This is a genomic window from Salinicola sp. JS01 (assembly GCF_030284585.1).
In the GTDB taxonomy this organism is placed as follows: domain Bacteria; phylum Pseudomonadota; class Gammaproteobacteria; order Pseudomonadales; family Halomonadaceae; genus Salinicola.
In genome coordinates this window covers 1,403,148-1,429,469 of record NZ_CP127244.1, presented here as the reverse complement: position 1 = coordinate 1,429,469, position 26,322 = coordinate 1,403,148, and the positions used below count along the sequence as shown (strand labels likewise).

Genomic DNA, 26,322 nt, shown 5'->3' with positions numbered 1-26,322 from the left:
CGGAATTTAGGCGCCTCCCTTTCGCGCGGTCAACGGCGTCACGGCAAATGCCAACTAAAGTTGAATGCGCGCTCTCCGTGATCGTTTACAATCCCGCCACCGCCCGCAGACTCACCGCCAACGCCCTGCAGGAGCCGCTGCCATGCCGCCGACACTGCTACTGGTCGAGGACGACCCGCTGCTCGCCGACACCCTCGCCGCGACCCTCGCCACGCCCGAACAGCAGGTCGAGCACATCGCCGATGGCGGGATCGCTGCGGCGCGCCTGTGCGAGCCCCACGCCTATGCGCTGGTACTGCTCGATCTCAACCTGCCCACGCGCAGCGGCCTGGAAGTGCTGGCCACGCTGCGCGCCGTGGATCGGCAAACGCCGGTGCTGATTCTCACCGCGCGTGCGGCGATCGAGGACCGGGTCAAGGGGCTCGACCTGGGTGCCGACGACTATCTGGCCAAGCCCTTCGCGCTCGACGAGCTGGAGGCCCGCGTACGTGCACTGCTGCGCCGGCGCAGCGCCGCCGCGGACGAAGCACCGAGCCTGGGCGCGCTGCGCCTCGACCCCCAGCGCCAGCGCTTCAGCCTGGGCGAGACGCCGCTATCCCTGCCGCCGCGCGAGCACCGCCTGCTCGCCTGCCTGCTGCGCTACGCCGGCGAGCCGGTGGACAGGGCGCGCCTGATCGACGAGGCGTTCGCCGGCGAGACCGTGGGCGACAACGCCATCGAGGTCTATGTGCATCGTCTGCGTCGACGCCTGACCGACTCGGGCATCGGCCTGCGCACGGTACGCGGCATCGGCTATCTGCTGGAGACCCAGTGACGGCCCTCCCCCGCTCTCGCCTGGCGCATCTGAGTCTTTATCGCCGCCTGACGGTGCTGCTGCTCTGTCCGCTGGCGCTGGTGGCGGCACTCATCCTGGGGCAGAGCTGGTTCGCCTCGCGCGCCGCCGCCGACCGCGCCTTCGATCGGTTGCTCGATGCCGCCTCGCTGTCGATCGCCGAACAGGTACGCTGGCAGCAGAGCCGGCTGTGGATGGACCTGCCCCCATCGGCCCTGGAGATGCTGGCAACGGATACCCAGGAGCGGGTCTTCTACGCCCTCTATGATGCCCAGGGGCACTTCGTCACCGGCAACCGCGCCCTGCCCGAGCTGCCGCCCTCGCCCAGCGGTCAGATGAGCTACGCCGATGTCGACGTCGACGGCCTGTCGCTGCGTCTGGGCGTGCGCCGCTCGCGCCTGGAAGGCTGGGATCGCAGCGACCGCTTCGAAGTGCGCGTGGCGCACTCCCAGGAGGGGCGCACGGCGCTGGCCAACCGCTTGTTCCTGGCGAGTCTGCTCAACGTGGCGCTGATCGCCCTGCTGGCGATGGTGGTGGTCCTGCTCTCGGCGCGCTTTGCCCTGGAACCGCTGACCCGGCTGCGCCGGGCGATCCGCCAGCGCGACCCGCGTACGCTGGCGCCGCTGGTGCTGGAATTGCCGCGTGAGCTCGACGAACTACGTCAGACACTGAACGAACTGCTGGCCCGCATGCGCCGGGTGCGAGCCAACCAGGAGCGCTTCATCGGCGACGCCTCGCACCAGCTGCGCACACCGCTGGCCGGCCTGTCGGCCCGCGCCGAACTGGCCCTGCGCCAGACCGACCCGGCACAGTGGCGCGCCGCGCTCGACAGCATGCACGCCACCGCCGCCCAGACCGCCCGCCTGGCCGGCCAGCTACTCTCGCTGACCCGCCTCAACAACCCCGAGGCCGCCCCGGCACATACCCCGGTCGACCTGTGTGCGCTGGCCCAGCGCGCGGTACGCAGCGGCTTTGCCAGCTTCGACCGGCGCGGGGTCGATCTCGGCGTGGAGAGTCCGGCGCAGGCGGTGATGGTCGCCGCCACCGCCTGGCAGCTCGAGGAGGCGCTCGCCAATCTGCTCGAGAACGCCGCCCTCTACGGCGCCCGGCGCATCACCGTCAGCGTGCTCGCCGACCCGCCGCGGCTGTGCGTCGACGACGATGGCCCCGGCATTCCCGAGTCGCAGCGCCTGCTGGTGCTGCGCCCCTTCCATCGCGGCCGCGAAGGTGGCAGCGGCACCGGCCTGGGGCTCGCCATCGTCGACAGTATCGCCCGCACCCACGGCTGCCGCCTCACCCTCGCGGACAGCGACCCCGCCCACCCTGAACGGCCTGGACTATGCATCACCCTGACCTTTCCCGACGCCGCCTGAGCGGCGCCCTGCTGAGCCTGGCTGGTGCGGCGGCGCTGGGTCCACCGGCCTGGGCAGGCACTCTGGAGTTTGCCGCCAGCACCGCGCCGGCCACGCCGCTGACGATTTATGGCGTGCTCGACCCACCCCAGGCGCGCCCGCTGCTGCAGGCGTTCACACGGCAACACCCAGAGATCGAGCTGGTCTATCAGCACATGGATACGCTGGCGCTGCACCGGCGAGTGCTCGCCGAGCAGGACGCGCCCCGGGCCGATGTGATCATGTCGCCGGCCATGCCGTGGCAGTACCAGCTGGCCAACGCCGGGCTCTCCAGCCCCATCGACTCCCCTGTTACTGCCGCCTGGCCGCGCTGGGCGCGCTGGCGTCACGAGCTGTTCGGCTTCACCTTCGAGCCGATCGTGATGGTCTATCGGCGCGATCTCGTCGCGCACATGTCAGCGCCCGAGAGCCACGCCGAACTGCTGGCACGCCTGGACACCCATAGCGAGCTGCTCAAGGGCCGAGTGGTCACCTACGACCCGCGGCTGAGCGGCGCCGGCTACACCTACGCGATCGAGGATGCGCGCATCTCGGCGCGCTACTGGGACCTGGTGGCGGCCCTCGGTCGCAGCCATGCAGCGCTCGAAGCGACCACCTCGGCGATGCTCGCAGGGCTCAGTGCCGGCCGCTACTGGATCGGCTACAACCTGATCGGCTCCTACGCCCAGGCTTACGTGGCGAATCACCCGGAGCTCGAGATGGTGATCCCGCGCGACTACGCCCTGGTGCTACAGCGCCTGGTCATGCGCCAGCGTGGCGCGCCACATCCGGAAGCCGCCGAACGCTTCATCGATTTTCTGCTCGGGCGCTCGGCGCAGACGCTACTGGCGACCCGCACCACGCTCGGCGCGGTGGACCCCGGGGTCAGCGGTCCCGGCACCGCCGGTGCCCTGCGCGAGCGGCTGGGTGACGCCATTCGCCCGGTCCAGATCGGCCCCGGCCTGCTCGCCACCCTCGACACGCTCAAGCGCCAGACCCTGCTCGAACAGTGGCAGCAGGCGTTCGCCAACCGCACTACCTTTGCCGACGGGCCGCTGGCGGATCCCGCACCGCTGCCCGCGACCACCAAGGAATCACCTTCACCATGAAACGTCTCGACCAACTGGTGGCCGCCCAGCTGCGCTCACGCACCCGCGCCCAGCGGCTGATCCGCCAGGGCTATGTCAGCATCGACGATGGCCGCGGCTGGCGGATTGCCGACAAACCCGGCGAAAAGCTCCCCGAAGAGACCGCGCTGAAGATCGAGACCGCCCCAGAGGAGCGCTATGTCTCGCGCGCCGGGCTCAAGCTGGAAGCGCTGCTGAACGCCCTCGAACGCCGTCTCGATGGTCTGTGTGTGCTCGACATCGGCCAGTCCACCGGCGGTTTCAGCGACTGTGCGCTGCGCTTCGGCGCCGCCCGGGTGATCGGTATCGAGGTGGGGCACGGCCAGCTCGACGCCAGCCTGCGCGAGGATCCGCGAGTCACCTGCCTGGAGGGGATCAACGCCCGCGCGCTGCCCCACGCCACGCTCGCCGAGCTGGCACCGGGCGGTATCGATGCCGTGGTCATGGATGTCTCGTTCATCTCGCAGACGCTGATCCTGCCGCAGATCGCTCAGGTACTGGCGCCAGGGGGCGAGCTCTTCTCGCTGGTCAAGCCGCAGTTCGAGGTCGGCCCGGGGCGCGTCGACGACCGCGGCATCGTGCGCGATACAGCACTTTTCGAGCAGGTCGCCGAGACCCTGCAGAGCCACTGCAAAAGCGTCGGGCTGGCGCTCACCCACTGGCGCGAAAGCCCGATCCAGGGCGGCGACGGCAACCGCGAGTTCCTGCTCCACGCCCGCCGCGTCTGAGCGCCTCGGGCGCTCGCCTCAGCGCCCGCCGTCGCCACCGTCACCGCCATCCGGGCCGGCACCGCCCACATCGCTGTCACCCAGGTGGCCATCGTCGCCGCTGCGCGCCTGGCGTCGCTTGGGCTCGCCCAGCGCCACCGACTCGTCTGGCCGGCGGCTCTGGACCTTGGCCGCCTGGCCGTTGTCGCCGTGCAGCCATACGTCCATCTGGTTGAAGGCGACACGAATGCCATGCTCGCGGAACAGCCGGTCGAGCTCGCGGTTGATCTCGTCGCTGGCGTATAGCCGGTCGAGCAGGTCGTTGACGAAGATACGCAGCTCGAAGTTGAACGCGGTCGGCCCGTAGCTGATACAGAACACCTGCGGCTCGGGGTCCTTGAGCACCCGACGATTGCCTTCGGCGGCCTGACGCAGCAGCCGATGCACCGTATCCAGGTCCGAGCCGTGGGCGACCCCATAGGTCAGCACTACCCGGGTGACGTTGTCCGACAGCGACCAGTTGATCAGTTGATCGGTGACGAAGGTCTTGTTGGGGATGATGATCTCCTTGCGGTCGAAGTCGGTCACCGTGGTGGCGCGGATGCGGATCCGGCTGACCGAGCCGTGCAGCTGCCCCAGGGTGATGGTGTCGCCGATCCGCATCGGGCGCTCGAACAGGATGATCAGGCCAGAGATGAAATTGGCAAAGATCTCCTGCAGACCGAAGCCGAGACCCACACCGAGTGCCGCCACCAGCCACTGCAGCTTGTCCCACGACACCCCGAGGGTCCCCAGCGCCGCGACCACCCCGGAGCCGACGATGGTATAGGAGAGCAGCGAGGAGATGGCATAGGCGCTGCCCTGCTTGAGGCTCAGCCGCGACAGCACCATCACCTCGAGCAGGCCCGGCAGGTTGCGCGCCATCATCATGGTCAGCGCCAGAGTGATCAGGGCGATGATCACATCGGCGAAGGTGATCGGATCGACCGTCATCGCTTCGCCCTGGCCGTGCTGGATCTCCCACACCCGCACGTGGTCGAGGTAGGAGAACACCTCGAGCAGATCCGACCAGATCAGGTAGAAGGCGAAGGTGAAGCCGATGAACAGGATCAGCTTGGAGAGTCGCAGCGACTGCTGATTGACCTGTTCCATGTCCAGCGGCGGCTCCTCGACCACCTCGAGGCCCCCCTCGGCGCCCTCCTGAATCTGTGCCCGCCGCCGCGCCACCGCACGCCGATAGGCCAGCCGCCGCTGCGCCACCGCCAGCCCGCGCACCACGGTCGCCTCGACCAGAATCCACAGCCCGAAGAGGTAGAGCGAGTTGATGAAGCGCCCGATCAGGCGCAGCGCCGCGTACTCGTAGCCGAGCGCGATCATCCCGGCCAGGATCAGCGGCACCAGTGCCAGACCCAATCCCAGCAGCAGACGGAACAGTTTGAGTCCGAAATAGGGCACGTGGGCCAGGATCAGGCGCACCAGGATCGCGCTCATCGCCAGTAGCCCGGCGAGCAGCAGCAATAGCGACAGTGGCCTGCTCGACAGCTCGGCCTGACTTCCCGGCGAGATTCCGCTGACCAGGATCACCGGGATCAGCGAGAAGCCCAGCCACAGCAGCAGCCCGCGCAGGCGCGCAACATAGCCCGAAGACCAGTGAAAATGGCGCGTGGCGACCCCATCGGCAACCAGCAGCCGACGCGCCCAGCCGAGCACGCCCCAGGCCAGCGCCAGCTGCAGCAGCGTGCTGCCCAGGCGTTCGGCGAAATCGTCCCCGCCGAGACGCAGCAGACCGCCCACCGCCGCCAGCAGCAGCGGGCCGTGAGCCGCCAGCAGGGCGTTATAGAAGATTGCCCGCGGGGTGTGCATCTGGGTATCACGCTTGAGCCGCCCGATCTGCTCGTGGAGGTTGAGCAGACGCACCTTGATGCGCCGGCGCAGCAGCAACAGCACGCCGGTGATCAGGATCACCGGGATCACCCCCAGGGCACGCAGGTCGGGCACCTGCCACAGGCTCATCAGGGCCTGCTGCCACTCGCCGCGGCTCACCTGACGCGCCATATCGACGGGCATGTCACGCCACCAGGAGAGCGTCAGCGGACGCGCACTGGCGACCCAGAACAGCTGCTCTTCGATGATCGCGCGCAGCGAGGTGGTGATACTCGCCAGCTGCTCCTGATTGAGCTGCAGATCGATCGCCACGGTGAGCAGGTTGCCGTACTCGGCATCGAGCTGCTCGAGGATCTCGCTGCGCGAGCGGAACAGCTTGACCAGCGCATCGACCAGCGACGGCGTCACCGTGATACCGGCATCCTCCAGGCTCTTCTTGGCCAGCACTTCCGGCTGGCGCAGTGCATCGCGCTGGTCGACGAGATCGAACTGGCTCAGCCGGGCCTGGGCGATCTCTCCCTGCAGCCCGCCCAGAGTGTCCAGCTCGGGCAGCGCGTGGCGCTGCTCGTTGAGAATGCGCGAGAGCAAGGGACTGCCGCGAATCGCCTCGATCTGCTCGTTGAGGGTGCGCCGCACCTGGCGTACACGGTCGAGCTGCGAACGCACGTCGATCGCCCGTCGAATCAGCTGGTTGGTACGGTCGGTCACCGTCAGCAGGCGATCACTGAGGTCGCGGTTGGCCGCCTGGATCTCACTCAGCACCGGGTGTTCGGCAATGGTACTGGCGTCCTCCTCGCTGACATCCGCCACCGCCTGCTCGGATTGTGCGCGGCGGGCACGATCGAGCGCCGCCTGCAGCGCGTCGAGACGCGCCTCCTGCACCGCCACCTGGCGCGCCAGCAGATCACGACGCAGCACGTCGAGTTCACGCAGCTGGGTATTGTTGGCCAGTTCGCGACGGTGGTACTCGGTCTGCAATTCGGCCAGCGCCAGTGCCAGCTGGTAGCGCGCCTGGGCGGGGTCGAAGGCGGCGTCCTGATCGTCGCTGCGGGTCTGCACCTTGCCCCTTGCCTGCTCGGCCCGATCCATCGCTTCGGCCATCGCCGACTGCGCGCGTTCGGGCAGCGTCTCGGCACTGATCAAGCGGGCATTGACCGTGGCCAGCTGGTTCTGCAGCGTCTCCAACTGGTCGAGCGCATCGGTGGTACGCTCGGCCAGCGAATCCACCGACAGCTTGTCGAGGGCAGCGGCATCCGGCGGCCGATCCTCGCTCAACGCAGAGAGTTGGCGCTGGAGCTCACGCCGCTGCTGCGGCGCCTGACGCACGTTGCGCTCCAGCGTTTCGAGATCCTTACGCGTCGCTTCCAACCCATCGAGTGCCTGCAGCGCCGCGCGCAGCTGCTCCAGATCGGCCTTCTGCTGCTCACTCGGGGTCTCGATCTGCTTGAGCTTGTCGAGTTCCGTCTCGAGTTGCTGCCGCGACGGTAGATTGTCCGGCTGCTGCGCCAGCGCGACCGCGCTGACCAGCAATAGGCAAACTGCCAACAGCGTGCGCATGATAAGCTGCGCAGCGCCAGGGGCAGCGCGCCTGGCGAGTGACCCGAGCGGGTGATCCGACATGCCAACTCCTTGTAAACACCGTCCCCCGGGGAAACGTCCCTGGAATCGTCGGGGCGATTTTCCAGGGTTTCAGTGCCGATCGCCAGCACCACTCGCCAGGCTCACCCGCTTGGCTCTATCATCAGGCCCGGGCGACGCACCGCATGCATATGAGCGCATCGCCCCGGCTCGACGTCGCCATCCTGCCTCAGAGGCAAGGGCTGCCGGCGTTACGACGACCCACGAAGCGCCTCGGCAGCCGCCGCGATCCGCCTTCGCGACCAGGACTCTATCGACAGGACAGTCTCATGACGCCAATCCGCTCACTCTCCTTTTCAAGCCTCATGGTCATGAGCACGCTGACGGCACCGCTGGCGCTGGCCCAGACCACCGAGGCCACGTCTGATCCGGTCCAGCAGGCGAGCGAGAAGGCTGAGGTTCGCCGGGATCTGGAAGCGGAAACGGCCGACAACCCGCTGGCGATTACCGCCTATCGGCGCAACTACGTCATGCCGTGGACCTACAACACCAACCCGGACGAGGCCGACTTCCGCGAGATCTCCACCGACGGCGGCGTCGATCACTCCGAAGTGAAGTTCCAGCTCAGTTTCAAGGTCAAGCTGCTCGACGACATCCTCGGCCGCAATGGTGATCTCTACTTCGCCTATACCCAGCGCAGTTGGTGGCAGGCCTACAATTCCGAGGCCTCCTCGCCGTTCCGCGAAACCAACTACGAGCCGGAAGCCTTCATGAGCTTCGACAACAGCTGGACCGTGCTCGGCTGGACCAACACCATCAACCGGATCGGCTTCGCTCACCAGTCAAACGGACGCTCCGACCCGCTGTCACGCAGTTGGAACCGCCTCTATGCGGAGACGATCTTCCAGCGTGGCGACTGGGCCTTCAGCGTGGCGCCCCACTGGCGCATTCCCGAGAAGGATCGCGACGATGACAACCCCGATCTCGAGGACTACATCGGCTATGGCGATATCACCCTGGTGCGCGCGATCGGCGATCAGGAAGTGTCGCTGATGCTGCGCGGCAACCCGGGCCAGGCCCACTACGGCGGCCAGCTCGACTACTCCTTCCCGCTGTTCGGCAAGGTCCGCGGCTATGTGCAGTACTACCGCGGCTACGGCGAGAGCCTGATCGACTACGACAACGACGTGCAGCGTTTCGGGCTGGGCTTCAGCATCAACACCTTCCTCGCCGGGATCCCCGGCACGCGTTGATGCCTGACGCCGGGCTGACTATGCTGACTGCTGTTCGTCAGCACTCTGCCAATCGACTGTCAAAGGAAGACACCCATGACCATGCAACCCACTGGCGGCCAACACGCAGGCCGCGAGCGCGAAGCCTCAACCGCACAGCTCAAGGAAGATCTGCGTCATCTGTCGCAGACGGTCGAGGAGCTGATCCACGCCACCGCGGATGATTCGCGCAGCAACATCGCCGAACTGCGCGAGCGTGCCCAGCAGCGCCTGCAGGACACCCGCGAGCGACTCGAAGCGCGCGGCGAAGCGCTCTACGACAGCGCGCGCGAACAGATCGACGCCACCGATCGCTATGTGCGTGACAACCCGTGGACCAGCATCGGTATCGGTGCGGCTGCCGGCGTGGTACTGGGGCTGCTGCTGGGGCGGCGCTGATGGCGGGGCCCGCCGAAAATGTGATCGGTGCGGCGCGGCGGCTGATTGCCAACCTGATCGACACCGGTGAGACACGCCTGCGTCTCGCCGTGGTCGAGTGGGAAGCCGAGCGTGAGCGACTGCTCACGCTGCTGCTGCTGGCCGGCGCAGGCTTGATCATGCTCTCCTTCGCCGTCGGCATGCTGCTGCTGCTGATCGTGGTGGTGTACTGGGAGGAGAATCGCCTGCAGGTGATCGCGATCTGTGCCGGTGCCCTGTTCGTGATCGCCGCCGGTCTGATCCTCGCTGCCCGCCGCGTGGCCCGCCGGCGCAAGCTGATGGCGGCGACGCTGCGCCACCTCGACCACGACCGCCAGGCACTGAGGCCGGATCATGAGTGAACGCAGCCACCGTCAGCGAATCGAAGCGCTCGAGCACGAGATTCTGCAGCAGCGTCTGGAGATGACCGCCGCCATGCGCGAGTGGCGCGATGCCACCGCCCCGATCGATAGCGCCTGGGAGAAACTGATGAGCTGGCGGGTGCCGCTGATGGCGGCCGGCAGCCTGTTCGCCCTGCGTGGCGCGCGCAAGCCCCGCGCGACCGGCCGCCTGCTCCGGCGCGCACTGACCGGATTGATGATGTACAACCGCGGCAAGGCCCTCTACCGCGCTACCCGCGGGCGTCGGCGCTGAGCCGCGACCCGTCTCCAGGTTACGCGACATGCGCACGGCCGCCCTCACCGGCGGCCGTCGCCTCTCTCATACGCCCCCTCTTATACGCTCCTCTTATATTCTCCCAGGATTTACACGGCCTGACCGCAGGCCACCCCCGACGCCCACGCCCACTGGAAGTTGAAGCCACCCAGCTGGCCGGTGACATCCAGCACCTCACCAATGAAGCGCAGCTGCGGCAACCCCTCGACGGCAAAGGTCTTGGAAGAGACGGCGCCGGTATCGACCCCGCCCAGCGTGACCTCTGCCGTGCGCCAGCCCTCGGTACCGGCGGGCTTGAACTGCCACCGCGTCAGCGCCTCGGCTAGAGCCTCGATCTGGGCATTGGAGAGATCCGCCAGCGGCGTATCCGGCCACCCCTGCCACTCGCCCAGCGCCTGGGCCAGACGACGCGGCAAGTGCTCGCCCAGCCAGCCAGCAAGACGCTTGCGCGGCGCTTCACGCCGGCCCTGGCGCAAGGCCTCTGCCACCTCGAGCTGCGGCAGCCAGTCGATGGTCAGCGCCATGCCTGGCTCCCAGTGACTGGAGGCCTGCAGCATGGCCGGCCCGGAGAGCCCGCGATGGGTGAACAGCAGCGGCTCGCGGTAGTGGCCATCGCCGCAGCTCACCGCCACCTGGCAGGAGAGCCCGGATAGCGCCGCGAGCGCCGTCTTCCACTGCGAGGTCACGGTGAACGGCACCAGCGCCGCCCGGGTTGCGGTCACCTCCAAACCGAACTGGCGCGCCAGCTCGTAGCCGAAACCACTGGCGCCCAGGGTCGGGATCGACAGCCCACCGCTGGCGACCACCACGGCACCGGCGTCGAGCGTGCCGGCAGAGCTCCTCAGGCGCATGCCCTCCCCCAGACGCTCGACCCGCTCGACCGTGGTCGACAGCGACACCTCGACCCCGGCCCAGGCGCACTCGGTGAGCAGCATCTCGACGATCGCCTTGGCCGAATCGGCGCAGAACAGCTGACCCGGCGCCTTCTCGACATACTCGATGCCGTGACGTTCGACCAGCTCGACGAAATGCTGCGGGGTATAGCGCTTGAGCGCCGAGATCGCGAAGTGCGGGTTGCGCGAGAAGAAGTGGCGGGGCGCGGTGGCCAGATTGGTGAAATTGCAGCGCCCGCCGCCGGACATCAGGATCTTCTTGCCCGCCTTGTTGGCGTGGTCGATGACCCGAACTCGCTGCCCGCGATAGCCCGCGGTGAGTGCGCACATCAGCCCGGCGGCACCGGCACCGATCACGATGACGTCATAGGATGAGGGCATGGTCTGGCGGCTCCCGGCGGCGTTGAGTGGGCGCGCATTCTAACAGGGAAACACCGCTTCGCCCGGCGGCGGTGGCGAATCGGCAGGCGGCTTAGCGCTGCCTCCTTGGGATTGCCCCGTCGATTCGCGGCCGCAAACGCCAAGGCAAGGCCTAGCGCGTCATGAATCTGCAACTACACTGAGAATGCGACGCTCTCGCCCGCGATTCATCCACTTCGATTAAGGAAGATCCATGAGCAGACACTATCGAGACGACGCCCGTCACTACTATCGTGAGGCCAAGCAGCGTGGACGTGCCGGCGTGCAGCGTGCGCGTCAGCGCGCCGATGACATGGGCCAGGATCTGATGGAGCACGCCGAAGAGGCATGGCGGGACACCGACGACTATGTTCACCGCAATGCCTGGAGCGGGATCGGCGTCGCCGCCCTGGCCGGCTTCGCGATCGGCTTCTTTGTCGGCCGTCGGTGAGCCACTGCGGCCCGGTGGCACCAGCCACCGGGCCGCGACCGTGTCGACCCCACAGCGAGCTGCCGAGGTCTATTACTCTTGCCATAGCCGGCCTTGGTCGTCCGAAGGCCTTGGTCGTCTGAGCTAGTGAAGCGGGCGTAAAGCAAGTGCGCCATCCCCCACCTCACGAGCACTCAAGCACCGTTGGAGATTGACTGAAGCTCTGCAAGCAGAAGCTGGCGCAGCCTTCGCATCTCGGCGACATCGCAGGCGTCTGGCCATAGCCACCAATGTCGGCCGTCGAGAGACAGCCCGCATACCCAAGGTGCCACTCGTAGCGGACGACAGTGCACGCCGTGCCAAGAGTGTGCATCCTGGGAGCTTTCCCAGTACCTCAGCCCACCCTCCTCACGACAGCGTAGATAGCGTAACCGTGGCTGGCGCAGCCATTCCCAGACGAGCCCCGCCAATCCGACAACCCCCAGACAAGACGCCACGTCCGGGCCGAGAAAGTACGCAGCAAACAGCGTCAGCGCCACGACCCACCCGGCGCCGAGTGCCAGCGCCAGCCTAGAGCGCCTGACGCCGATCGCGGTCAGTGTTCTCGGCATGCTCGACGATCATCTGCACGATGCGCCGCAGTTCCGGGTCGCTGGGCCACTCGCGACGCATCAGCCAGACGAACAGGTCCTGGTCCTCCTCGGCGATCAGCTCGCGATAGCGGGCCTGATCCTCAGCGCTCAGCGCGTCATAGCGCGCTTCGAGAAACGGCACCAGCAGAAGATCGAGTTCCCACATGCCGCGACGCGAGTGCCAGTAGAGGCGCTTGCGCGCAATGTCTTCATCGTTATCGGCCACGAACGCTCCTCACTACTGAAATGGTCCGCCACTCGGGGACGCCAGACCGCAATGCGCCATGTCGCCCCAGGTTAGCGGGTTCGGGCGCCATTATAGCCGAGCCACCGCGCGCCCACTATGAGCGCCGCCGACCGGCCGTAGCGGGGTTAGCGCGGATAGCGGCCGAGCCCTGTCCGCCGCGTGCTCCGTGGCATTTGCACCAACGTCCTCGGCGCACGCTTTTTGCCGCGCGTAATGCGTTGTTTTATCGAAACTTGCGCAGTATGCTGAAGCGACAATAATAGAGGTCGGATGCCCCTTGCGGCAGCGTCCGTCACCGCCGGGCAGACGGCTCACGGAGAGTGTCGATGACCAAGTCTGAATTGATCGAACAGATTGCTTCTCGCCGACCCGAACTATCGGCCAAGGAGGTCGAGGCGGCGGTGCGCGTCATACTCGACGATATCACCCATGCGCTGGCCGAAGGTGGGCGCGTGGAGATTCGCGGCTTCGGCAGTTTCTCGCTTCACTTTCGCGAACCGCGAACCGGGCGCAACCCCAAGACCGGCGATCCCGTCGATCTCGACGGTAAGTATGTCCCGCATTTCAAGCCGGGCAAGGAGTTGCGCGAGCAGGTCAATGCCAGCCGGGCGCTGGGCTATTGATCGGTCAGTCACCGCGCCGTGACGCCACTATCCGCCGGTCCGGCGGACGTGTCATTTCGGCTCGTCATTGGAAATCACTATGCGCTGGTTCAAAGGCGTCTTTCTCGCCATCGTTCTGATCATCGTGCTGCTACTCGGCATTCTCTTCGCCGTCAACAACCAGCAGCCGCTACCGCTGGATCTGATCTGGGTCGAGCTACCCCCCGCATCGCTCTCGCTATGGCTGCTGGTGGCCCTGGCCTGCGGCGTGATTCTCGGCATGCTGGCAATGACCGGTATGTACCTTCGCCTGCGCACACTGCTGACCCGAGCCCAGCGTCACAATCAGCAACAGCGCAAGGAACTCGATCGTCTGCGCACGCAGGAGTTCAAGGAAAGCACCTGACATGGCGAACGTTCTGCTACTGGCGTTGCTGGTGGCAGCCATCGCCATTGGCTGGTGGCTGGGACGCTGGGAGGGCAGCAGTCAACGCACGCAGCGCGCCCCGCCCTCTCATCCGCTACCCCGCGACTACTTCGTGGGGCTCAACTATCTGCTCAACGAGCAGCCCGACCGGGCCATCGAGACCTTTACCCAGGCCCTCGAGGTCAACAGCGACACGGTCGAGACGCATATCGCCCTGGGCAATCTCTACCGCTCCCGCGGCGAAGCCGACCGCGCCGTGCGCATCCACCAGAATCTGCTCGCCCGCCCGGCGCTGACAAGCGCCCAGAGCGGCCAGGTCCAATTGGAACTCTCCCGCGATTTTCTCAACCTGGGGCTGCTCGATCGCGCCGAGCGGCTGCTGCTCTCGCTCCATAAGGCCAACGTCGACGACGAACAGAAACTCGCCGCCAAGCGTCTGCTGGTGGATCTGTTCCAGCGTGAGAAAGAGTGGAGCCAGGCGCTAGAGATCGCCCAGCCTCAACTGGTACGCCAGGACCCCGATATGCGCCGCGCCGCCGCCCACTGGCTTTGCGAGCTGGCGCTCGAGCACCGTCGCAACGCCAGTCCGTCGCTGGCGCGCAAGGCACTACGTCAGGCGCTGCACATCGACGAATCCTGTGTGCGCGCCAATTGGATTCTGGGCCAGCTGGAGTGGGATATCGGCCAGTATCGCAGCGCGATCCGCTACTGGCAGCGCGTGCCCGAACAGGACCCGAGCTTCACCACGCTGGTGCTGGAGCCGCTACGCGATGCCTATCGCCTGCTGGACGACGCTGACGGCTGGTGGCAGTTCCTCGAGCAGCTGCTGCAGCGCTCGCCACCCACCAGCGTGGTGATCATGGCCGCCGACGCCCTGCACCGGCGTCAGGGAGCGGAGATCGCCTGCGCCTTTGTCAGCGACCAACTGCGCGACCATCCCAGCCTGCGCGGTGTCGACTATCTGATGGATCTCTATCTGGCTGACAGCGACCCCGGCGAGCGCGACCGCCTGGAGCTACTCAAGCAGCACACCCATCAGCTGCTCAGCGTCCGCCCGCGTTACCGCTGCCAGCGCTGCGGCTTTGCCGCCGAGCAGCTCAACTGGCAGTGCCCCAGCTGCCACAGCTGGGGCACCAGCAAACCGATCACCGGCCTCGAGGGCGAATGATCAGCCTACCTCCAGCGCGCGCTCGATTTCGGCCAGCGCCGCCATCGGCTCGGCCGCCTGGGTCACCGCGCGGCCGATCACCAGATGCGTGCTGCCCGCCGCCATGGCCGCCTCAGGCGTCATGACCCGGCGTTGATCCCCCGACGCCGCGTTGGCCGGGCGAATCCCCGGGGTGACCTTGAGAAACCCCTCACCACAGATCGCACGCAGTCGCTCGCTCTCGCGTGCCGAGCACACCACGCCATCTAGCCCGCTCTGCTGGGTCAGCCGCGCCAGGCGCTCGACCTGGCTCATGGCGTCCCCCGCCACGCCGATCTCTTGGAGTTCGTCATCTGCCATGCTGGTGAGCACGGTCACCGCGATCAGACGCGTGACGTGCCCGCGCTGACGCAGCCGCTCGGCACTCGCCTCCATCATCCGCCGCCCGCCGGAAGCGTGGACATTGACCATCCAGACGCCCTGATCCGCCGCCGCCTCGACCGCACCGGCCACGGTGTTGGGGATGTCATGAAACTTGAGATCCAGAAACACCTCGAAGCCGCGCCGGTGCATGGCCTCGATGGCCTGAGGCCCGCCCCGAGTGAACAACTCCTTGCCGATCTTGACCCGACAGCGCGCCGGATCGAGCGTATCGGCCAGCGCCGTGGCCGAGGCCAGATCCGAGTAGTCCAGGGCGATGATGAGCGGCGACTGCGTAGCGGCCATGGGCGGCATCTCCGGCATGATGAATTCGCGCCGGAGTATACCGGAGTTGCCACCGCGCTGCCGCGGCGCGGCGGCCATTCGAGGGTGACACAAGTCGTAGGCGATGACGTACGTAGATCGAGGGCGAATTCGACGTCAAGGGACTCGCGCCAATGTCGATAGCCTCTATGAGGGCTGGCCGAGCAGCCGCCCCACTACGCCGGCACGCCAGCGGCGCTGGCCGGCACGCCTCGTCGTACCGACGAGATCGACACCAAGAGGAGATCGACATGAAAAAGCTGTTCGGTATCGCCCTGCTGTCGCTGTTCATGGCCGCCAGCCTGCCGGCGCTCGCCGATCCGGTGAACATCAACCAGGCAGATGCCGAGACCCTGGCCACGCTACCGGGTATCGGCGAGGTCAAGGCTCAGGCGATCGTCGAGGACCGCAAGGCCAACGGCAAGTACGAATCGCTCGACGAGCTCACCCGCGTCAGCGGCATCGGCGAGGCCACCATCGCCAAGCTCAAGGACGACGCCACCCTCTGAGTCCCGCCGGCAGGTCCGGTCGATCACCGCCAGGGAGTGGCGGTGCTTGCATTTCTCCCCGGTCGTCTCCATCTGAGGAAAATCGGTTTTCCCGGGAGACACCATGCCTCTGCTCTTTCTGCTCGCGCTGTTCCTGCTGGCGGACGTCATCGTCCTATTCACGCTGGGAGCCAAGCTCGGGCTGGCGCTGACCCTGATCTGGATCGTGCTCAGTGCCGCCTTTGGCCTGCACCTGATTCGACGTGAGAGCCTGCTCACCCTGCAGCGCGCCCGCGAACGTCTGGCGCTCGGCGAGCTGCCCTCGGACGAACTGCTGGCTGGCGCCACCTTCGTGCTGGCTGGCGTGCTGCTGATGGCGCCAGGCTTCCTGTCCGACCTGCTGGGACTGATCTGTCTATTGCCGGGCAGCGGCCAGCTGGCACGCCGCTGGTTTCCACGCGCGACAGTCGGAGTCATGGGCAGCGGTGGCCGTTCCCAGGGCGCCAGCCACAGCGAGTGGGAGCCGGCGCCGCGTGCTGCCGACAACGCCTCCAGCGATCATGACACATCCGCAGGGCGGCCGTTGGAAGGCGACTTTCTCGAACGCGACGGCCGCGACGGTGACTCGCGCTGAGCGCGACCGTGGCGTGAGGTTTCTTCGACGAATAGGGATAAAAAATTTGTGGCATGCCCTTGAAAGCGTCTGGCTCGACCCAATCAAGGCAGCAGCGATAGCTTTAGGCCATCAGGCCCATTAACCGGAAGGCGCAAGCCTTCTCCCGCTGAGCCTGGCTCACCGGGAACGTGCATTTGCAACATGCAACCATCAGGAGAACGTGAGCAATGAAAATCCGTCCCTTGCACGATCGCGTCATCGTACGTCGCACAGAAGAAGAGCAGAAAACTGCCGGCGGCATCGTGCTTCCGGGCAACGCCCAGGAGAAGCCGACCCGCGGTGAGATCCTCGCCGTCGGCAACGGCCGCATCCTCGACAACGGCGAAGTTCGCGCCCTGGACGTCAAGGTCGGCGATACCGTCATCTTCAAGGAAGGCTTCGGCGTCGAGAAGCAGAAGGTCGACGGCGAAGAAGTTCTGATCATGAGCGAGAGCGACATCCTGGCCGTCGTCGAAGGCTGATCGATCGCTCGACTCGCTGATTCATCACGTTTCCACGCATAGCATTTAGGAAGATCGGACAATGGCAGCTAAACAAGTCAAGTTCTCTGATGATGCCCGCAAGCGCATGGTTCGCGGCGTCAACGTTCTCGCCGACGCCGTCAAGGCCACGCTGGGTCCGAAAGGCCGCAACGTCGTGCTCGAGAAATCCTTCGGCGCACCGACCGTCACCAAGGACGGTGTTTCCGTCGCCAAAGAGATCGAGCTGAAAGACCGCTTCGAGAACATGGGCGCGCAGATGGTCAAGGAAGTCGCTTCCAAGACCTCCGACGCCGCCGGTGACGGCACCACCACCGCTACCGTTCTGGCCCAGTCGATCGTCAACGAAGGTCTCAAGGGTGTTGCCGCCGGCATGAACCCGATGGACCTGAAGCGCGGCATCGACAAGGCCGTCGCCGAAGCCGTCAAGCACATCCAGTCGCTCTCCGTGCCCTGCACCGACGCCAAGGCGATCGCTCAGGTCGGCACCATCTCCGCCAACGGCGACGCGCGCATCGGTGAGATCATCGCCGAAGCGATGGAGAAGGTCGGCAAGGAAGGCGTCATCACCGTCGACGAAGGTCGCGGTTTCGAAGACGAGCTGGAAGTGGTCGAAGGCATGCAGTTCGATCGCGGCTACCTCTCGCCCTACTTCGTCACCAACCAGGAAACCATGGCGGTCGAGCTCGAAGACCCCTACCTGCTGCTGGTGGACAAGAAGGTCTCCAACATCCGTGAACTGCTGCCGGTGCTGGAATCCGTCGCCAAGGCTGGCAAGCCGCTGGTGATCATCGCCGAAGACATCGAAGGCGAAGCGCTGGCCACGCTGGTGGTCAACAACATGCGCGGCATCGTCAAGGTCGCGGCGGCCAAGGCACCGGGCTTCGGCGACCGCCGCAAGGCCATGCTGCAGGACATCGCCATCCTGACCGGCGGTACCGTGATCTCCGAAGAGGTCGGTCTGAACCTCGAGCAGGCCAACCTGGATCACCTGGGCAGCGCCAAGCGCGTCACCATGTCCAAGGAAAACACCACCATCATCGATGGTGCCGGCGTCGAGTCCGACATCGAAGCTCGTGTCAGCCAGATCCGCGCGCAGATCGAGGAAACCTCCTCTGACTACGACCGCGAGAAGCTGCAGGAGCGCGTCGCCAAGCTGGCTGGCGGTGTTGCCGTCATCCGCGTCGGCGCCGCCACCGAGTTCGAGATGAAAGAGAAGAAGGCCCGCGTCGAAGACGCCCTGCACTCCACTCGTGCAGCGGTCGAGGAAGGCGTCGTGCCTGGCGGTGGTACCGCCCTGGTCCGCGTGCTGACCATGGTCAATGGCCTGACCGGCGACAACGAAGACCAGACCCACGGCATCGCCATCGCGCTGCGTGCCATGGAGTCTCCGCTGCGCCAGATCGTCACCAACGCTGGTGAAGAGGCGTCGGTCATCATCAACCGCGTCAAGGATGGCGAAGGCAACTTCGGCTACAACGCGCAGACCGGTGAGTACGGCGACCTGTTCGAGATGGGCGTCCTCGACCCGGCCAAGGTGACCCGCACCGCGCTGCAGTCCGCCGCTTCCGTGGGTGGCCTGATGATCACCACCGAAGCGATGATCGCCGAGGATCCGGAAGAGAAAGCCGCCGGTGGCGGCGCGCCGGACATGGGTGGCATGGGTGGCATGGGCGGCATGATGTAAGCCTCCCCCGCCATCGCCTGAGACTTTCAGGTATCATGGAAAGCCCCGCCACTGGCGGGGCTTTTTTTGGTTCAGGGTCTTGGGTTCAGCGCGCGTTCCGCGATGCTGCCGCTCCCGCCGTCTCGTTTCAGGAGCCTTCTCGCATGCTCGAGCGTATTCGTATCGTCCTCGTCCAGACCTATCACCCCGGCAATATCGGCGCCAGCGCGCGGGCGATGAAGACCATGGGCCTGAGCGACCTGGTACTGGTGGCGCCGCGCCAGTTCCCCGACCCCGAAGCGAGCCGCCTGGCGGCCGGCGCCCTCGATCTGGTCGAGAACTGCCGGGTGGTCGACTCGCTGGAAGAGGCGGTGGCCGACTGCGTGCAGGTGATCGGCGCCAGCGCGCGCCTGCGCAGCCTGCCGCTACCCTGCTATCACGCCCCGGATGCCATGCTCGAGGCGGCCTGGCAGCGCCTTTCCGATGGCCCGGTGGCCGTGGTCTTCGGGCGCGAGCGCTCCGGGCTCACCAACGACGAGATCGGCCACTGCACGCATCAGCTCAACATCCCCGCTAACCCCGAGTACGGCGTACTCAACCTCTCCCAGGCGGTCCAGATCGTCGCCTACGAGGCGTTCCGTCAGGCCAGTCGCACCGCCGTCGCCGAAACGCCAGCATCGCGAGAAGCGATCTACCCGACGCTTGCGCAGCTCGAGCACTTCCATGCGCACCTGCACCGCGCGCTCGACAGCGCCGGCTTCCTCAACCAGCCCCACGCCAAGACCGAAGCGCACCTGCGCGCCCTGTTCGCCCGCGCCGAGCCCAGCCGCAAGGAGCTCTCGATTCTGCGCGGCGTGCTCAATGCGCTCGAACGCCACGATTGACGACAGGCTTTGACACGGACATCCAAGCCATAGAGAATGGTAATCACTCTCATCAACAGAGTGATGGTGACCCATGCATTCAGAGCGCTCCCGACTTCACTACACCTGCGTCTTTCTGCTGGTCTCCTTTCAGGCCGTACGCCAGTCGCTGCCCGCTGCCACCTCGTCGGCGACGCCGTGCTGGCTGGACGCCGAGATGCTGAAGATGCTGCTGCGCGAGCTCAAGCGCTGTCGCGAAGAGGCTTCCCCCTTCCCGCCGGTGCACGCCTCGCTGGATGTCGCTACCTACCACTGCGGCCTGCTGATGGCGCAGTGCCCGGCAGCACTGGATCCCTCGCTCTGCAGCTATCATCTGGATGCCATCACCCAGCCGCTCAAGCAGGCCATCGCTGAGCTCTCCGGCCACCACGCTGCGACCGCGGGCACGACACAGAGCGGACGAGGCTGGCGCGGCTGGCTGAAGCGCTGAGCGCTCGTACCCAATCTGTGACGATTTTCCAAAGCCTTTGACGAAGGGCGCCGGGGGCAGGGCAAAGCGAGGGTCCTTTGCCAGGGATGGCAAAGGTAGCGCCCAGGGAGGGGTTCACAGCGCCCTCGCGACACCCTGCCGCCGGAGGAGCCCACTATCGTCTACCGGCTTTTTGAAAGGCGTTCGTCGTCGCGCGCGGAGAGGCGCCATCACCGCCCCACCGATCAGCGAGTGACAGACATAAAAAAACAGCGCCCGAAGGCGCTGTTTTTCATGGGAAGACCGAATCCGAAGGATCAGTCCTGGCCCATCTGCTGCTTGATCAGATCACCGATGGTGGTCGGACCGTTGGTCTCGACTTCCTGATCGCGCAGTTTGGTCATGTTGCGACGCGTGTCGACCTGATCCTTGGCCTTGATCGACAGGTTGATGGCGCGGCTCTTGCGATCGACGTTGACGATCTTGGCTTCGACGCTATCACCTTCGTTCAGCACGTTGCGCGCATCTTCGACGCGGTCGGCGCTGATCTCGGAGGCCTTGAGGATACCGATGACATCGGTGGCCAGTTCGACGTGAGCTTCCTTGGCATCGACTTCGATGATGCGGCCGGTGACCACGGAGCCCTTGTCGTTGACAGCCAGGAACTCGGAAACCGGATCGGTCTCGAGCTGCTTGATGCCCAGCGAGATGCGCTCACGCTCCGGATCGATCGAGAGGATGACGGCTTCCGCTTCGTCGCCCTTCTTGAACTGACGTACCGCTTCTTCGCCAGCTTCGCTCCAGGAGATGTCGGAGAGGTGCACCAGACCGTCGATGCCGCCTTCCAGACCGATGAAGATACCGAAGTCGGTGATCGACTTGATGGTACCGGCAACGCGGTCGCCCTTGTTGTAGCGCGCGTTGAAGTCTTCCCACGGGTTGGTGGTGCACTGCTTGATACCCAGGGAGATACGACGACGCTCTTCGTCGATGTCGAGAACCATGACTTCGACGTCGTCACCGACCTGAACCACCTTGGACGGATGGATGTTCTTGTTGGTCCAGTCCATTTCGGAGACGTGAACCAGACCTTCGACACCCTCTTCCAGCTCGGCGAAGCAGCCGTAGTCGGTCAGGTTGGTAACGCGGGCGTTGACCTTGGTGCCTTCCGGGTAGCGGTCGACGATGTTGACCCAGGGGTCTTCGCCCAGCTGCTTCAGGCCCAGCGATACGCGGTTGCGCTCGCGGTCGAACTTGAGCACCTTGACATTGATCTCGTCGCCGACGGCCACGATCTCGCTCGGGTGCTTGATGCGCTTCCACGCCATGTCGGTGATGTGCAGCAGGCCGTCGACGCCACCGAGGTCGACGAAGGCGCCGTAGTCGGTGAGGTTCTTGACGATACCGTTGATCTGCTGGCCTTCCTGCAGCGTGGCGAGCAGCGCTTCACGCTCGGCGCTGTTCTCGGCTTCGAGCACGGCACGGCGAGAGACGACGACGTTGTTGCGCTTCGGATCGAGCTTGATGACCTTGAAGTCCAGCTCTTTGTGCTCCAGGTGCGCGGTGTCGCGAACCGGACGCACGTCGACCAGCGAACCCGGCAGGAACGCACGGATCGAGGAAACGTCGACGGTAAAGCCGCCCTTGACCTTGCCGTTGATCACGCCCTTGACGATTTCGTCTTTCTCGAAGGCCGCTTCCAGTTCTTTCCACGCTTCGGCGCGCTTGGCCTTCTCGCGCGACAGACGGGTTTCACCGAAACCGTCTTCAACGGCTTCCAGTGCGACCTTGACTTCGTCACCGACCGCGATGGTCATCTCACCGTTGTCGTCGCGGAACTGCGCCGCGGGGATCTGACCCTCGGACTTCAGACCGGCGTTGACGGTGATCCAGTCGCCTTCGATGTCGACCACGGTTGCCATGACGATGGCACCGGGCTCCATGTTGATGTCCTGGAGAGATTGTTCGAACAGTTCAGCAAAGCTTTCGCTCATGTGATTCCTACGTGATCAACGTTGATGGCGGGCGGGCCGCCTTCCTCCGTACCACCAGCGAGTACGGGCCTTATCGACATATCCCTGGGGATGTTGGCGCTGGTTCGACCTGCCGCGACTTGACTGTCGATGTCGCCGCACGTCTTCACATCTTGCCAGGGGCCCCGGGAGCGGAAGTGTGTCGTCATTCCACCGGCGGGCGCACGACTCGAGAAGCTCTCAGGTCAGGCCGCGCTCGGCCAGCAGTGTTTCGATACGCTCCACGACTTCCGGTATATCCAGCTGCGTGGTGTCCAGCTCGACGGCATCTTCGGCCGGCTTGAGCGGGGCTACCGCACGCTGCATATCACGCGCATCGCGCGCTTGGATTTCTTCCAAAAGGGTCGCGAGTCTAGCATCTTCACCGGCCTCGCGCAATTGGTGCAGGCGACGCTGGGCACGCTCCTCGGCCGAGGCGGTGAGATAGATCTTCAGCGGCGCGTCGATGAACACCACGGTACCCATGTCGCGACCGTCGGCCACCAGCCCGGGCGCCTGGCGAAAGTCGCGCTGACGCTGCAGCAGCGCTTCGCGCACCGGCGGCAGTGCGGCTACCTGGGAAGCGGCGTTGCCCACTTCTTCGCGGCGAATCGCCCGGGTCACGTCATCGCCCTCGAGTAGGATACGCGCCGCACCGTCCTCCACCGCGAACACCACGTCCAGCCGCTGGGCCTGGCGGGTCAGCCGCTCGACATCGTCCAGCGCCATCTCCTTGCGCAGCGCTGCCAGCGCGGTGAGCCGGTAGAGAGCACCGGAATCGAGCAGGTGCCAGCCCAGGCGTTCGGCGATCATGCGACTGATGGTGCCCTTGCCGGCGCCACCGGGGCCATCGATGGTGAGGACAGGCGAGGTCTGACTCATGCCTCCACCTCCTTGAGGGTGAGTCCCACCCGCTCGGCCAGCGCCACGAAGCCGGGGAAAGAGGTCGCCACGTTGGCGCAGTCGTCGATCTCGATCGGCGCGCTGGCGCGCAGCGCGGCCACGGTGAAGGCCATGGCGATGCGGTGGTCGCCGAGGCTGTCGACCCGGCCGCCACCATAGTTGGCGCTTTCGCCGCCCTTGCCGACGATGTCGATGCCATCCTCGAACACCGTGGCGTCGACCCCCAGGATCGCCAGGCCATCGGCCATCGCCTGAATGCGATCGGACTCCTTGACCCGCAGCTCTTCGGCGCCGCGCAGCCGAGTCGTACCCTCGGCGTTGGCTGCCGCAACGAACAGCGCCGGGAATTCATCGATCGCCAGCGGTACCTGGTCGACCGGGATATCGATCCCCTTGAGCGGCGCATAGCGGATATGCAGATCGGCTACCGGCTCACCGCCCACCTCGCGCGGATTCTCCAGGCGCAGGTCGGCGCCCATCAGCTTGAGAATGTTGATCACCCCGATGCGGGTCGGGTTGACGCCGACATGCTCGAGCACCAGATCGGCCCCCGGCGTGATCGCCGCAGCGACCAGGAAGAAGGTCGCCGAGGAGATGTCCGATGGCACGTCGATCGGTGCGCTGGTCAGCTTGCCGCCGCCGCTCAGGCGTGCCACGTCGCCCTCGCGGGTCACCGCGTAGCCGAAGCCGTTGAGCATACGCTCGGTATGGTCGCGGGTCGGCGCCGGCTCGCGCACACGGGTCTCGCCCTCGGCGTAGAGCCCCGCCAGCAGCAGGCAGGACTTGACCTGGGCGCTGGCCATCGGCATGTCGTAGTCGATGCCCTTGAGCGGCTGCCCGCCATGAATCTTCAGCGGCGGACGCCCGCCCTCGGCGGTGTCGATACGTGCACCCATCAGCCGCAGCGGATCGGCAACGCGCGCCATGGGGCGCTTGGTCAGCGAGGCGTCACCGGTGAGCTCGGTGTCGAAGGCCTGCCCGGCGAGCAGCCCGGCGAACAGCCGCATGGCGGTGCCGGAGTTGCCCACGTAGAGCGGGCCGGCGGGCGGCTTGAGCCCATGCAGACCGACCCCATGGATGGTCACGCGCCCCTGGTGCGGCCCTTCGATCGCCACGCCCATGTCGCGGAACGCCTGCAGCGTCGCCAGGCTGTCCTCGCCCTCGAGAAAGCCCTTGACCTCGGTCACCCCGTCGGCCAGAGCGCCGAGCATGATCGAGCGGTGGGAGATGGACTTGTCGCCGGGCACGCGGATACGCCCGCTGACCGACCCGCCGGGCGAGACCCGATACTGCACCTGTCGTGATTCCATGGCTTGATAACTCGTCTGATTCAACAGCGTTTGGAAATAGTGTCGCGCGTGGCTGGCCCGGTCGAAGGTGCCCAGCATGGCATCGCTGTCACCCTGCTCGACCGCGCGACGCAATCGCGCCAGCCCGCTCTCGAAGTCGTCCAGCGCGCCGAGAAGCGCGTCGCGGTTGGCGGTGAAGATATCGCGCCACATCACCGGGTCGCTGCCGGCGATGCGGGTGAAGTCGCGAAAGCCGCCGGCGGCGTAGCGGAAGATCTCCAGCCGCTCGTCCTGGCGCGCCAGGGTATCGACCAGCGAAAAGGCGAGCAGATGCGGCAAGTGACTGGTACGCGCCAGCACCTGGTCGTGGCGCGCCACCGGCATCTCCAGCACCTGGGCGCCGCACAGCTCCCACAGGTCGCGCACCGCCTGTACTGCCGCCGGATCGGTCTCCGCTTCCGGGGTCAGGATCACCTTATGATGACGATAGAGCGTGGGGTTGGCGGCGGCGACCCCGCTCTTCTCCGAGCCGGCGATGGGGTGACCGGGGACGAAGCGCGCGGGCAGCGTGCCGAAGACCCGCCGCGCGGCGTCGCACACTGCGCGCTTGGTGCTGCCGACATCGGTGACGATACGCGCCCCCAGCACCGGGGCCAGCGCCTCGAACACCGCCGGCATTGCCAGCACCGGCACCGCCAGCACCACGATATCGGCACGCTCAACCAACGGCGTCAGCGCACTGCCGCCGTCGTCGATCACCCCCATAGCCAGCCCGGTGGCGATCTCGTCGCCATTGCGGTCGCAGCCCAGCAGCGTGCCCCGATAACCCGCCGCCTTGAGCGCGGCGGCCAGCGAGCCGCCGATCATGCCCAGCCCGACGATGAGCAGCGTGGGCGCGGTCTCTGCCGACATCCTAGAGCACACCCACCGGATAGGAGCCGAGCACTTTCATATCGGAGGCGTGCTGCTTCACCGACTCCAGTACGCCGGCGACAGCCGGGTCGTCGACATGCCCCTTGAAGTCGATGAAGAAGACATAGGTCCAGACGCCATTACGCGACGGCCGCGTCTCCAGCCGGGTGAGATCGATGGCGTGGCGATGGAAGGGTTCGAGCAGACCGTGCAGCACCCCCGGCTGGTTGCGCATGGCGACCACGATCGAGGTCTTGTCCTGGCCCGAGGGCGGCACCGACTCGTTGCCGATGATCAGAAAGCGCGTGGAGTTGTCCGGGCGATCCTCGATCTTCTCGGCGACATGGTCGAGACCGTAGAGCTGGGCGGCCATGTCGCCGGCGATCGCCGCGCTGTGCCACTCGGTCTTGACCAGCCTTGCGGCCTCGGCGTTGGACGAGACCGCCACCCGCTCGGCATGGGGATAGTGTGCATCGAGCCACTTGCGACACTGGGCGAACGACTGCGGATGCGAGTAGATCCGCGAGATCTTGTCCTGGCGCGTGATATTGGAGACCAGCAGGTGATGGTGGATGCGCAGCACCACCTCGCCGCTGATGTGCAGGCCGGAGTCCATGAACGAGTCGAGGGTGTTGTTGACCACGCCCTCGGTGGAGTTCTCCACCGGCACCACCCCGTAGTTGACCGCACCCGCCTCGACCTCGCGAAACACCTCGTCGATCGCCGCCATCGGCAGGCTGATCGCGCTATGGCCGAAGTGCTTGAGCGCCGCCTGCTGGGTAAAGGTACCCTCCGGCCCCAGATAGGCGACCTTGATCGGCTTCTCCAGCGCCAGGCAGGCAGACATGATCTCGCGGAACAGCCGCGCCATCTCTTCGCCGTTGAGAGGCCCGGGATTACGCTCCATCACCCGGCGCAGCACCTGGGCCTCACGCTCGGGGCGGTAGAACACGGCATCGGGGTCGTCGGCGGTCTTGACCTGAGCGACCTGGGCGGCGCACTCGGCGCGCTCGCTGATCAGGCGCAGAAGCTCGCTGTCGATGCTGTCGATACGCTGGCGCAGGGACGCGAGATCCAGCGGCTTGTCGGTGTTGTCAGTCATGGGCATGTCCTGGCTGCATGCGGCCGCCACTCAGAGGGTGTTTATAAAATGCCTGCACTC

Annotated in this window: 26 protein-coding genes; 18 read left to right on the top strand and 8 right to left on the bottom strand. The window is 66.1% G+C overall.

The genetic code is table 11. The features are described from left to right. Positions 1-142 precede the first annotated feature (142 nt). Genes QO259_RS06520 through QO259_RS06505 form a run of 4 tightly spaced genes read left to right on the top strand, consistent with a single transcriptional unit; the run spans position 143 to position 4,078 of the window. A complete protein-coding gene (locus QO259_RS06520) occupies positions 143-814 on the top strand; it encodes a response regulator transcription factor (protein ID WP_285952231.1) in 672 nt (223 codons plus the stop codon). After that, positions 811-2,205: a sensor histidine kinase gene (locus tag QO259_RS06515; RefSeq protein ID WP_285952230.1), complete on the top strand. Its 1,395-nt coding sequence runs from the start codon at positions 811-813 to the stop codon at positions 2,203-2,205. The genes QO259_RS06520 and QO259_RS06515 overlap by 4 nt, the downstream gene beginning before the upstream one ends. Further along, positions 2,172-3,332, top strand: coding sequence for an ABC transporter substrate-binding protein (locus tag QO259_RS06510; RefSeq protein WP_285952229.1), 1,161 nt, complete (start codon positions 2,172-2,174; stop codon positions 3,330-3,332). The genes QO259_RS06515 and QO259_RS06510 overlap by 34 nt, the downstream gene beginning before the upstream one ends. Further along, positions 3,329-4,078, top strand: coding sequence for a TlyA family RNA methyltransferase (locus QO259_RS06505; protein ID WP_285952228.1), 750 nt, complete (start codon positions 3,329-3,331; stop codon positions 4,076-4,078). Before QO259_RS06510 ends, QO259_RS06505 begins: the two co-directional genes overlap by 4 nt. Positions 4,079-4,096: 18 nt before the next feature. On the opposite strand, the gene mscK is transcribed toward QO259_RS06505, so the two are convergent. After that, positions 4,097-7,561, bottom strand: coding sequence for a mechanosensitive channel MscK (mscK, locus tag QO259_RS06500; RefSeq protein ID WP_285952227.1), 3,465 nt, complete (start codon positions 7,559-7,561; stop codon positions 4,097-4,099). Positions 7,562-7,848: 287 nt separating this feature from the next. On the opposite strand from mscK, the gene QO259_RS06495 reads away from it, so the two are divergent. The 4 genes from QO259_RS06495 to QO259_RS06480 all read left to right on the top strand — a co-directional run bounded on the left by QO259_RS06495 (position 7,849) and on the right by QO259_RS06480 (position 9,861). Beyond that, positions 7,849-8,772, top strand: a complete 924-nt coding sequence (locus tag QO259_RS06495; RefSeq protein WP_207037382.1) for a phospholipase A — start codon at positions 7,849-7,851, stop codon at positions 8,770-8,772. Positions 8,773-8,847: 75 nt separating this feature from the next. Beyond that, on the top strand, positions 8,848-9,189 hold the full coding sequence (locus tag QO259_RS06490; protein ID WP_285952226.1) for an ElaB/YgaM/YqjD family protein: 342 nt from the start codon (positions 8,848-8,850) through the stop codon (positions 9,187-9,189). Further along, the gene (locus QO259_RS06485) at positions 9,189-9,569 is read left to right on the top strand and encodes a phage holin family protein (protein ID WP_233076715.1); all 381 of its coding nucleotides are present in this window, start codon (positions 9,189-9,191) and stop codon (positions 9,567-9,569) included. The genes QO259_RS06490 and QO259_RS06485 overlap by 1 nt, the downstream gene beginning before the upstream one ends. Next, positions 9,562-9,861, top strand: coding sequence for a YqjK-like family protein (locus QO259_RS06480; protein ID WP_207037381.1), 300 nt, complete (start codon positions 9,562-9,564; stop codon positions 9,859-9,861). Before QO259_RS06485 ends, QO259_RS06480 begins: the two co-directional genes overlap by 8 nt. 110 nt (positions 9,862-9,971) lie before the next feature. Here the strand turns inward: QO259_RS06480 and QO259_RS06475 are convergent, their stop codons facing one another. Further along, on the bottom strand, positions 9,972-11,156 hold the full coding sequence (locus tag QO259_RS06475) for a BaiN/RdsA family NAD(P)/FAD-dependent oxidoreductase (protein ID WP_285952225.1): 1,185 nt from the start codon (positions 11,154-11,156) through the stop codon (positions 9,972-9,974). A gap of 232 nt (positions 11,157-11,388) precedes the next feature. Here QO259_RS06475 and QO259_RS06470 point away from each other — a divergent pair, with 232 nt between their 5' ends. Further along, positions 11,389-11,625 carry an ElaB/YgaM/YqjD family protein gene (locus tag QO259_RS06470; protein WP_051895978.1) on the top strand — a complete coding sequence of 79 codons (237 nt, stop codon included), beginning with the start codon at positions 11,389-11,391 and terminating at the stop codon, positions 11,623-11,625. A 549-nt stretch (positions 11,626-12,174) separates the two neighbouring features. Here the strand turns inward: QO259_RS06470 and QO259_RS06465 are convergent. Next, positions 12,175-12,462 carry an FAD assembly factor SdhE gene (locus tag QO259_RS06465; protein WP_035473687.1) on the bottom strand — a complete coding sequence of 96 codons (288 nt, stop codon included), beginning with the start codon at positions 12,460-12,462 and terminating at the stop codon, positions 12,175-12,177. Between the two features lie 347 nt (positions 12,463-12,809). Between QO259_RS06465 and QO259_RS06460 the strand changes: the two genes are divergently transcribed. The 3 genes from QO259_RS06460 to lapB all read left to right on the top strand — a co-directional run bounded on the left by QO259_RS06460 (position 12,810) and on the right by lapB (position 14,680). After that, positions 12,810-13,106, top strand: a complete 297-nt coding sequence (locus tag QO259_RS06460) for an integration host factor subunit beta (protein WP_035473690.1) — start codon at positions 12,810-12,812, stop codon at positions 13,104-13,106. A gap of 79 nt (positions 13,107-13,185) precedes the next feature. After that, on the top strand, positions 13,186-13,491 hold the full coding sequence (locus QO259_RS06455; protein WP_207037379.1) for a LapA family protein: 306 nt from the start codon (positions 13,186-13,188) through the stop codon (positions 13,489-13,491). A 1-nt stretch (position 13,492) separates the two neighbouring features. Continuing rightward, on the top strand, positions 13,493-14,680 hold the full coding sequence (gene lapB / locus QO259_RS06450) for a lipopolysaccharide assembly protein LapB (RefSeq protein ID WP_285952224.1): 1,188 nt from the start codon (positions 13,493-13,495) through the stop codon (positions 14,678-14,680). Here the strand turns inward: lapB and pyrF are convergent, their stop codons facing one another. After that, the gene (pyrF, locus tag QO259_RS06445) at positions 14,681-15,385 is read right to left on the bottom strand and encodes an orotidine-5'-phosphate decarboxylase (protein WP_285952223.1); all 705 of its coding nucleotides are present in this window, start codon (positions 15,383-15,385) and stop codon (positions 14,681-14,683) included. Positions 15,386-15,654: 269 nt separating this feature from the next. On the opposite strand from pyrF, the gene QO259_RS06440 reads away from it, so the two are divergent. The 6 genes from QO259_RS06440 to QO259_RS06415 all read left to right on the top strand — a co-directional run bounded on the left by QO259_RS06440 (position 15,655) and on the right by QO259_RS06415 (position 20,065). Beyond that, entirely contained in the window at positions 15,655-15,912 is a 258-nt protein-coding gene (locus QO259_RS06440) for a ComEA family DNA-binding protein (RefSeq protein ID WP_207037376.1), read from the top strand. Between the two features lie 103 nt (positions 15,913-16,015). Further along, complete coding sequence (locus tag QO259_RS06435) at positions 16,016-16,525, top strand: FxsA family protein (RefSeq protein WP_285952222.1); 510 nt, start codon at positions 16,016-16,018, stop codon at positions 16,523-16,525. Between the two features lie 209 nt (positions 16,526-16,734). Continuing rightward, entirely contained in the window at positions 16,735-17,028 is a 294-nt protein-coding gene (locus tag QO259_RS06430) for a co-chaperone GroES (RefSeq protein WP_035473701.1), read from the top strand. Between the two features lie 61 nt (positions 17,029-17,089). After that, positions 17,090-18,733 (top strand): chaperonin GroEL, encoded by a 1,644-nt coding sequence (gene groL, locus QO259_RS06425; RefSeq protein ID WP_035473704.1) that lies wholly within the window; start codon positions 17,090-17,092, stop codon positions 18,731-18,733. 143 nt (positions 18,734-18,876) lie between these two features. Continuing rightward, the gene (locus tag QO259_RS06420) at positions 18,877-19,596 is read left to right on the top strand and encodes an RNA methyltransferase (protein WP_285952221.1); all 720 of its coding nucleotides are present in this window, start codon (positions 18,877-18,879) and stop codon (positions 19,594-19,596) included. Positions 19,597-19,669: 73 nt separating this feature from the next. Then, positions 19,670-20,065: a hypothetical protein gene (locus tag QO259_RS06415; RefSeq protein WP_285952220.1), complete on the top strand. Its 396-nt coding sequence runs from the start codon at positions 19,670-19,672 to the stop codon at positions 20,063-20,065. Positions 20,066-20,361: 296 nt separating this feature from the next. Here QO259_RS06415 and rpsA read toward each other — a convergent pair whose 3' ends face one another. The 4 genes from rpsA to pheA form a co-directional block, all read right to left on the bottom strand. Next, on the bottom strand, positions 20,362-22,038 hold the full coding sequence (gene rpsA / locus QO259_RS06410) for a 30S ribosomal protein S1 (RefSeq protein WP_035473713.1): 1,677 nt from the start codon (positions 22,036-22,038) through the stop codon (positions 20,362-20,364). 219 nt (positions 22,039-22,257) lie between these two features. After that, positions 22,258-22,938: a (d)CMP kinase gene (gene cmk, locus QO259_RS06405; protein ID WP_285952219.1), complete on the bottom strand. Its 681-nt coding sequence runs from the start codon at positions 22,936-22,938 to the stop codon at positions 22,258-22,260. Continuing rightward, positions 22,935-25,160 carry a bifunctional prephenate dehydrogenase/3-phosphoshikimate 1-carboxyvinyltransferase gene (locus QO259_RS06400; RefSeq protein WP_285952218.1) on the bottom strand — a complete coding sequence of 742 codons (2,226 nt, stop codon included), beginning with the start codon at positions 25,158-25,160 and terminating at the stop codon, positions 22,935-22,937. The genes cmk and QO259_RS06400 overlap by 4 nt, the downstream gene beginning before the upstream one ends. Position 25,161: 1 nt before the next feature. Then, the gene (gene pheA / locus QO259_RS06395; protein ID WP_035473721.1) at positions 25,162-26,262 is read right to left on the bottom strand and encodes a prephenate dehydratase; all 1,101 of its coding nucleotides are present in this window, start codon (positions 26,260-26,262) and stop codon (positions 25,162-25,164) included. Positions 26,263-26,322 lie beyond the last annotated feature (60 nt).

What these genes read in the sequence shown, in the direction of transcription:
- QO259_RS06455 (WP_207037379.1), top strand. Translation starts at nt 13,186, where the DNA reads ATGCGCTGGTTCAAAGGCGTCTTTCTCGCCATCGTTCTGATCATCGTG.
- QO259_RS06435 (WP_285952222.1), top strand. Translation starts at nt 16,016, where the DNA reads ATGCCTCTGCTCTTTCTGCTCGCGCTGTTCCTGCTGGCGGACGTCATC.
- groL (WP_035473704.1), top strand. Translation starts at nt 17,090, where the DNA reads ATGGCAGCTAAACAAGTCAAGTTCTCTGATGATGCCCGCAAGCGCATG.
- QO259_RS06480 (WP_207037381.1), top strand. Translation starts at nt 9,562, where the DNA reads ATGAGTGAACGCAGCCACCGTCAGCGAATCGAAGCGCTCGAGCACGAG.
- QO259_RS06510 (WP_285952229.1), top strand. Translation starts at nt 2,172, where the DNA reads ATGCATCACCCTGACCTTTCCCGACGCCGCCTGAGCGGCGCCCTGCTG.
- QO259_RS06495 (WP_207037382.1), top strand. Translation starts at nt 7,849, where the DNA reads ATGACGCCAATCCGCTCACTCTCCTTTTCAAGCCTCATGGTCATGAGC.
- QO259_RS06420 (WP_285952221.1), top strand. Translation starts at nt 18,877, where the DNA reads ATGCTCGAGCGTATTCGTATCGTCCTCGTCCAGACCTATCACCCCGGC.
- mscK (WP_285952227.1), bottom strand. Translation starts at nt 7,561, where the DNA reads ATGTCGGATCACCCGCTCGGGTCACTCGCCAGGCGCGCTGCCCCTGGC.
- QO259_RS06490 (WP_285952226.1), top strand. Translation starts at nt 8,848, where the DNA reads ATGACCATGCAACCCACTGGCGGCCAACACGCAGGCCGCGAGCGCGAA.
- lapB (WP_285952224.1), top strand. Translation starts at nt 13,493, where the DNA reads ATGGCGAACGTTCTGCTACTGGCGTTGCTGGTGGCAGCCATCGCCATT.
- pheA (WP_035473721.1), bottom strand. Translation starts at nt 26,262, where the DNA reads ATGACTGACAACACCGACAAGCCGCTGGATCTCGCGTCCCTGCGCCAG.
- rpsA (WP_035473713.1), bottom strand. Translation starts at nt 22,038, where the DNA reads ATGAGCGAAAGCTTTGCTGAACTGTTCGAACAATCTCTCCAGGACATC.
- QO259_RS06460 (WP_035473690.1), top strand. Translation starts at nt 12,810, where the DNA reads ATGACCAAGTCTGAATTGATCGAACAGATTGCTTCTCGCCGACCCGAA.
- QO259_RS06400 (WP_285952218.1), bottom strand. Translation starts at nt 25,160, where the DNA reads ATGTCGGCAGAGACCGCGCCCACGCTGCTCATCGTCGGGCTGGGCATG.
- QO259_RS06430 (WP_035473701.1), top strand. Translation starts at nt 16,735, where the DNA reads ATGAAAATCCGTCCCTTGCACGATCGCGTCATCGTACGTCGCACAGAA.
- QO259_RS06415 (WP_285952220.1), top strand. Translation starts at nt 19,670, where the DNA reads ATGCATTCAGAGCGCTCCCGACTTCACTACACCTGCGTCTTTCTGCTG.
- cmk (WP_285952219.1), bottom strand. Translation starts at nt 22,938, where the DNA reads ATGAGTCAGACCTCGCCTGTCCTCACCATCGATGGCCCCGGTGGCGCC.
- QO259_RS06505 (WP_285952228.1), top strand. Translation starts at nt 3,329, where the DNA reads ATGAAACGTCTCGACCAACTGGTGGCCGCCCAGCTGCGCTCACGCACC.
- QO259_RS06485 (WP_233076715.1), top strand. Translation starts at nt 9,189, where the DNA reads ATGGCGGGGCCCGCCGAAAATGTGATCGGTGCGGCGCGGCGGCTGATT.
- QO259_RS06470 (WP_051895978.1), top strand. Translation starts at nt 11,389, where the DNA reads ATGAGCAGACACTATCGAGACGACGCCCGTCACTACTATCGTGAGGCC.
- QO259_RS06520 (WP_285952231.1), top strand. Translation starts at nt 143, where the DNA reads ATGCCGCCGACACTGCTACTGGTCGAGGACGACCCGCTGCTCGCCGAC.
- pyrF (WP_285952223.1), bottom strand. Translation starts at nt 15,385, where the DNA reads ATGGCCGCTACGCAGTCGCCGCTCATCATCGCCCTGGACTACTCGGAT.
- QO259_RS06475 (WP_285952225.1), bottom strand. Translation starts at nt 11,156, where the DNA reads ATGCCCTCATCCTATGACGTCATCGTGATCGGTGCCGGTGCCGCCGGG.
- QO259_RS06440 (WP_207037376.1), top strand. Translation starts at nt 15,655, where the DNA reads ATGAAAAAGCTGTTCGGTATCGCCCTGCTGTCGCTGTTCATGGCCGCC.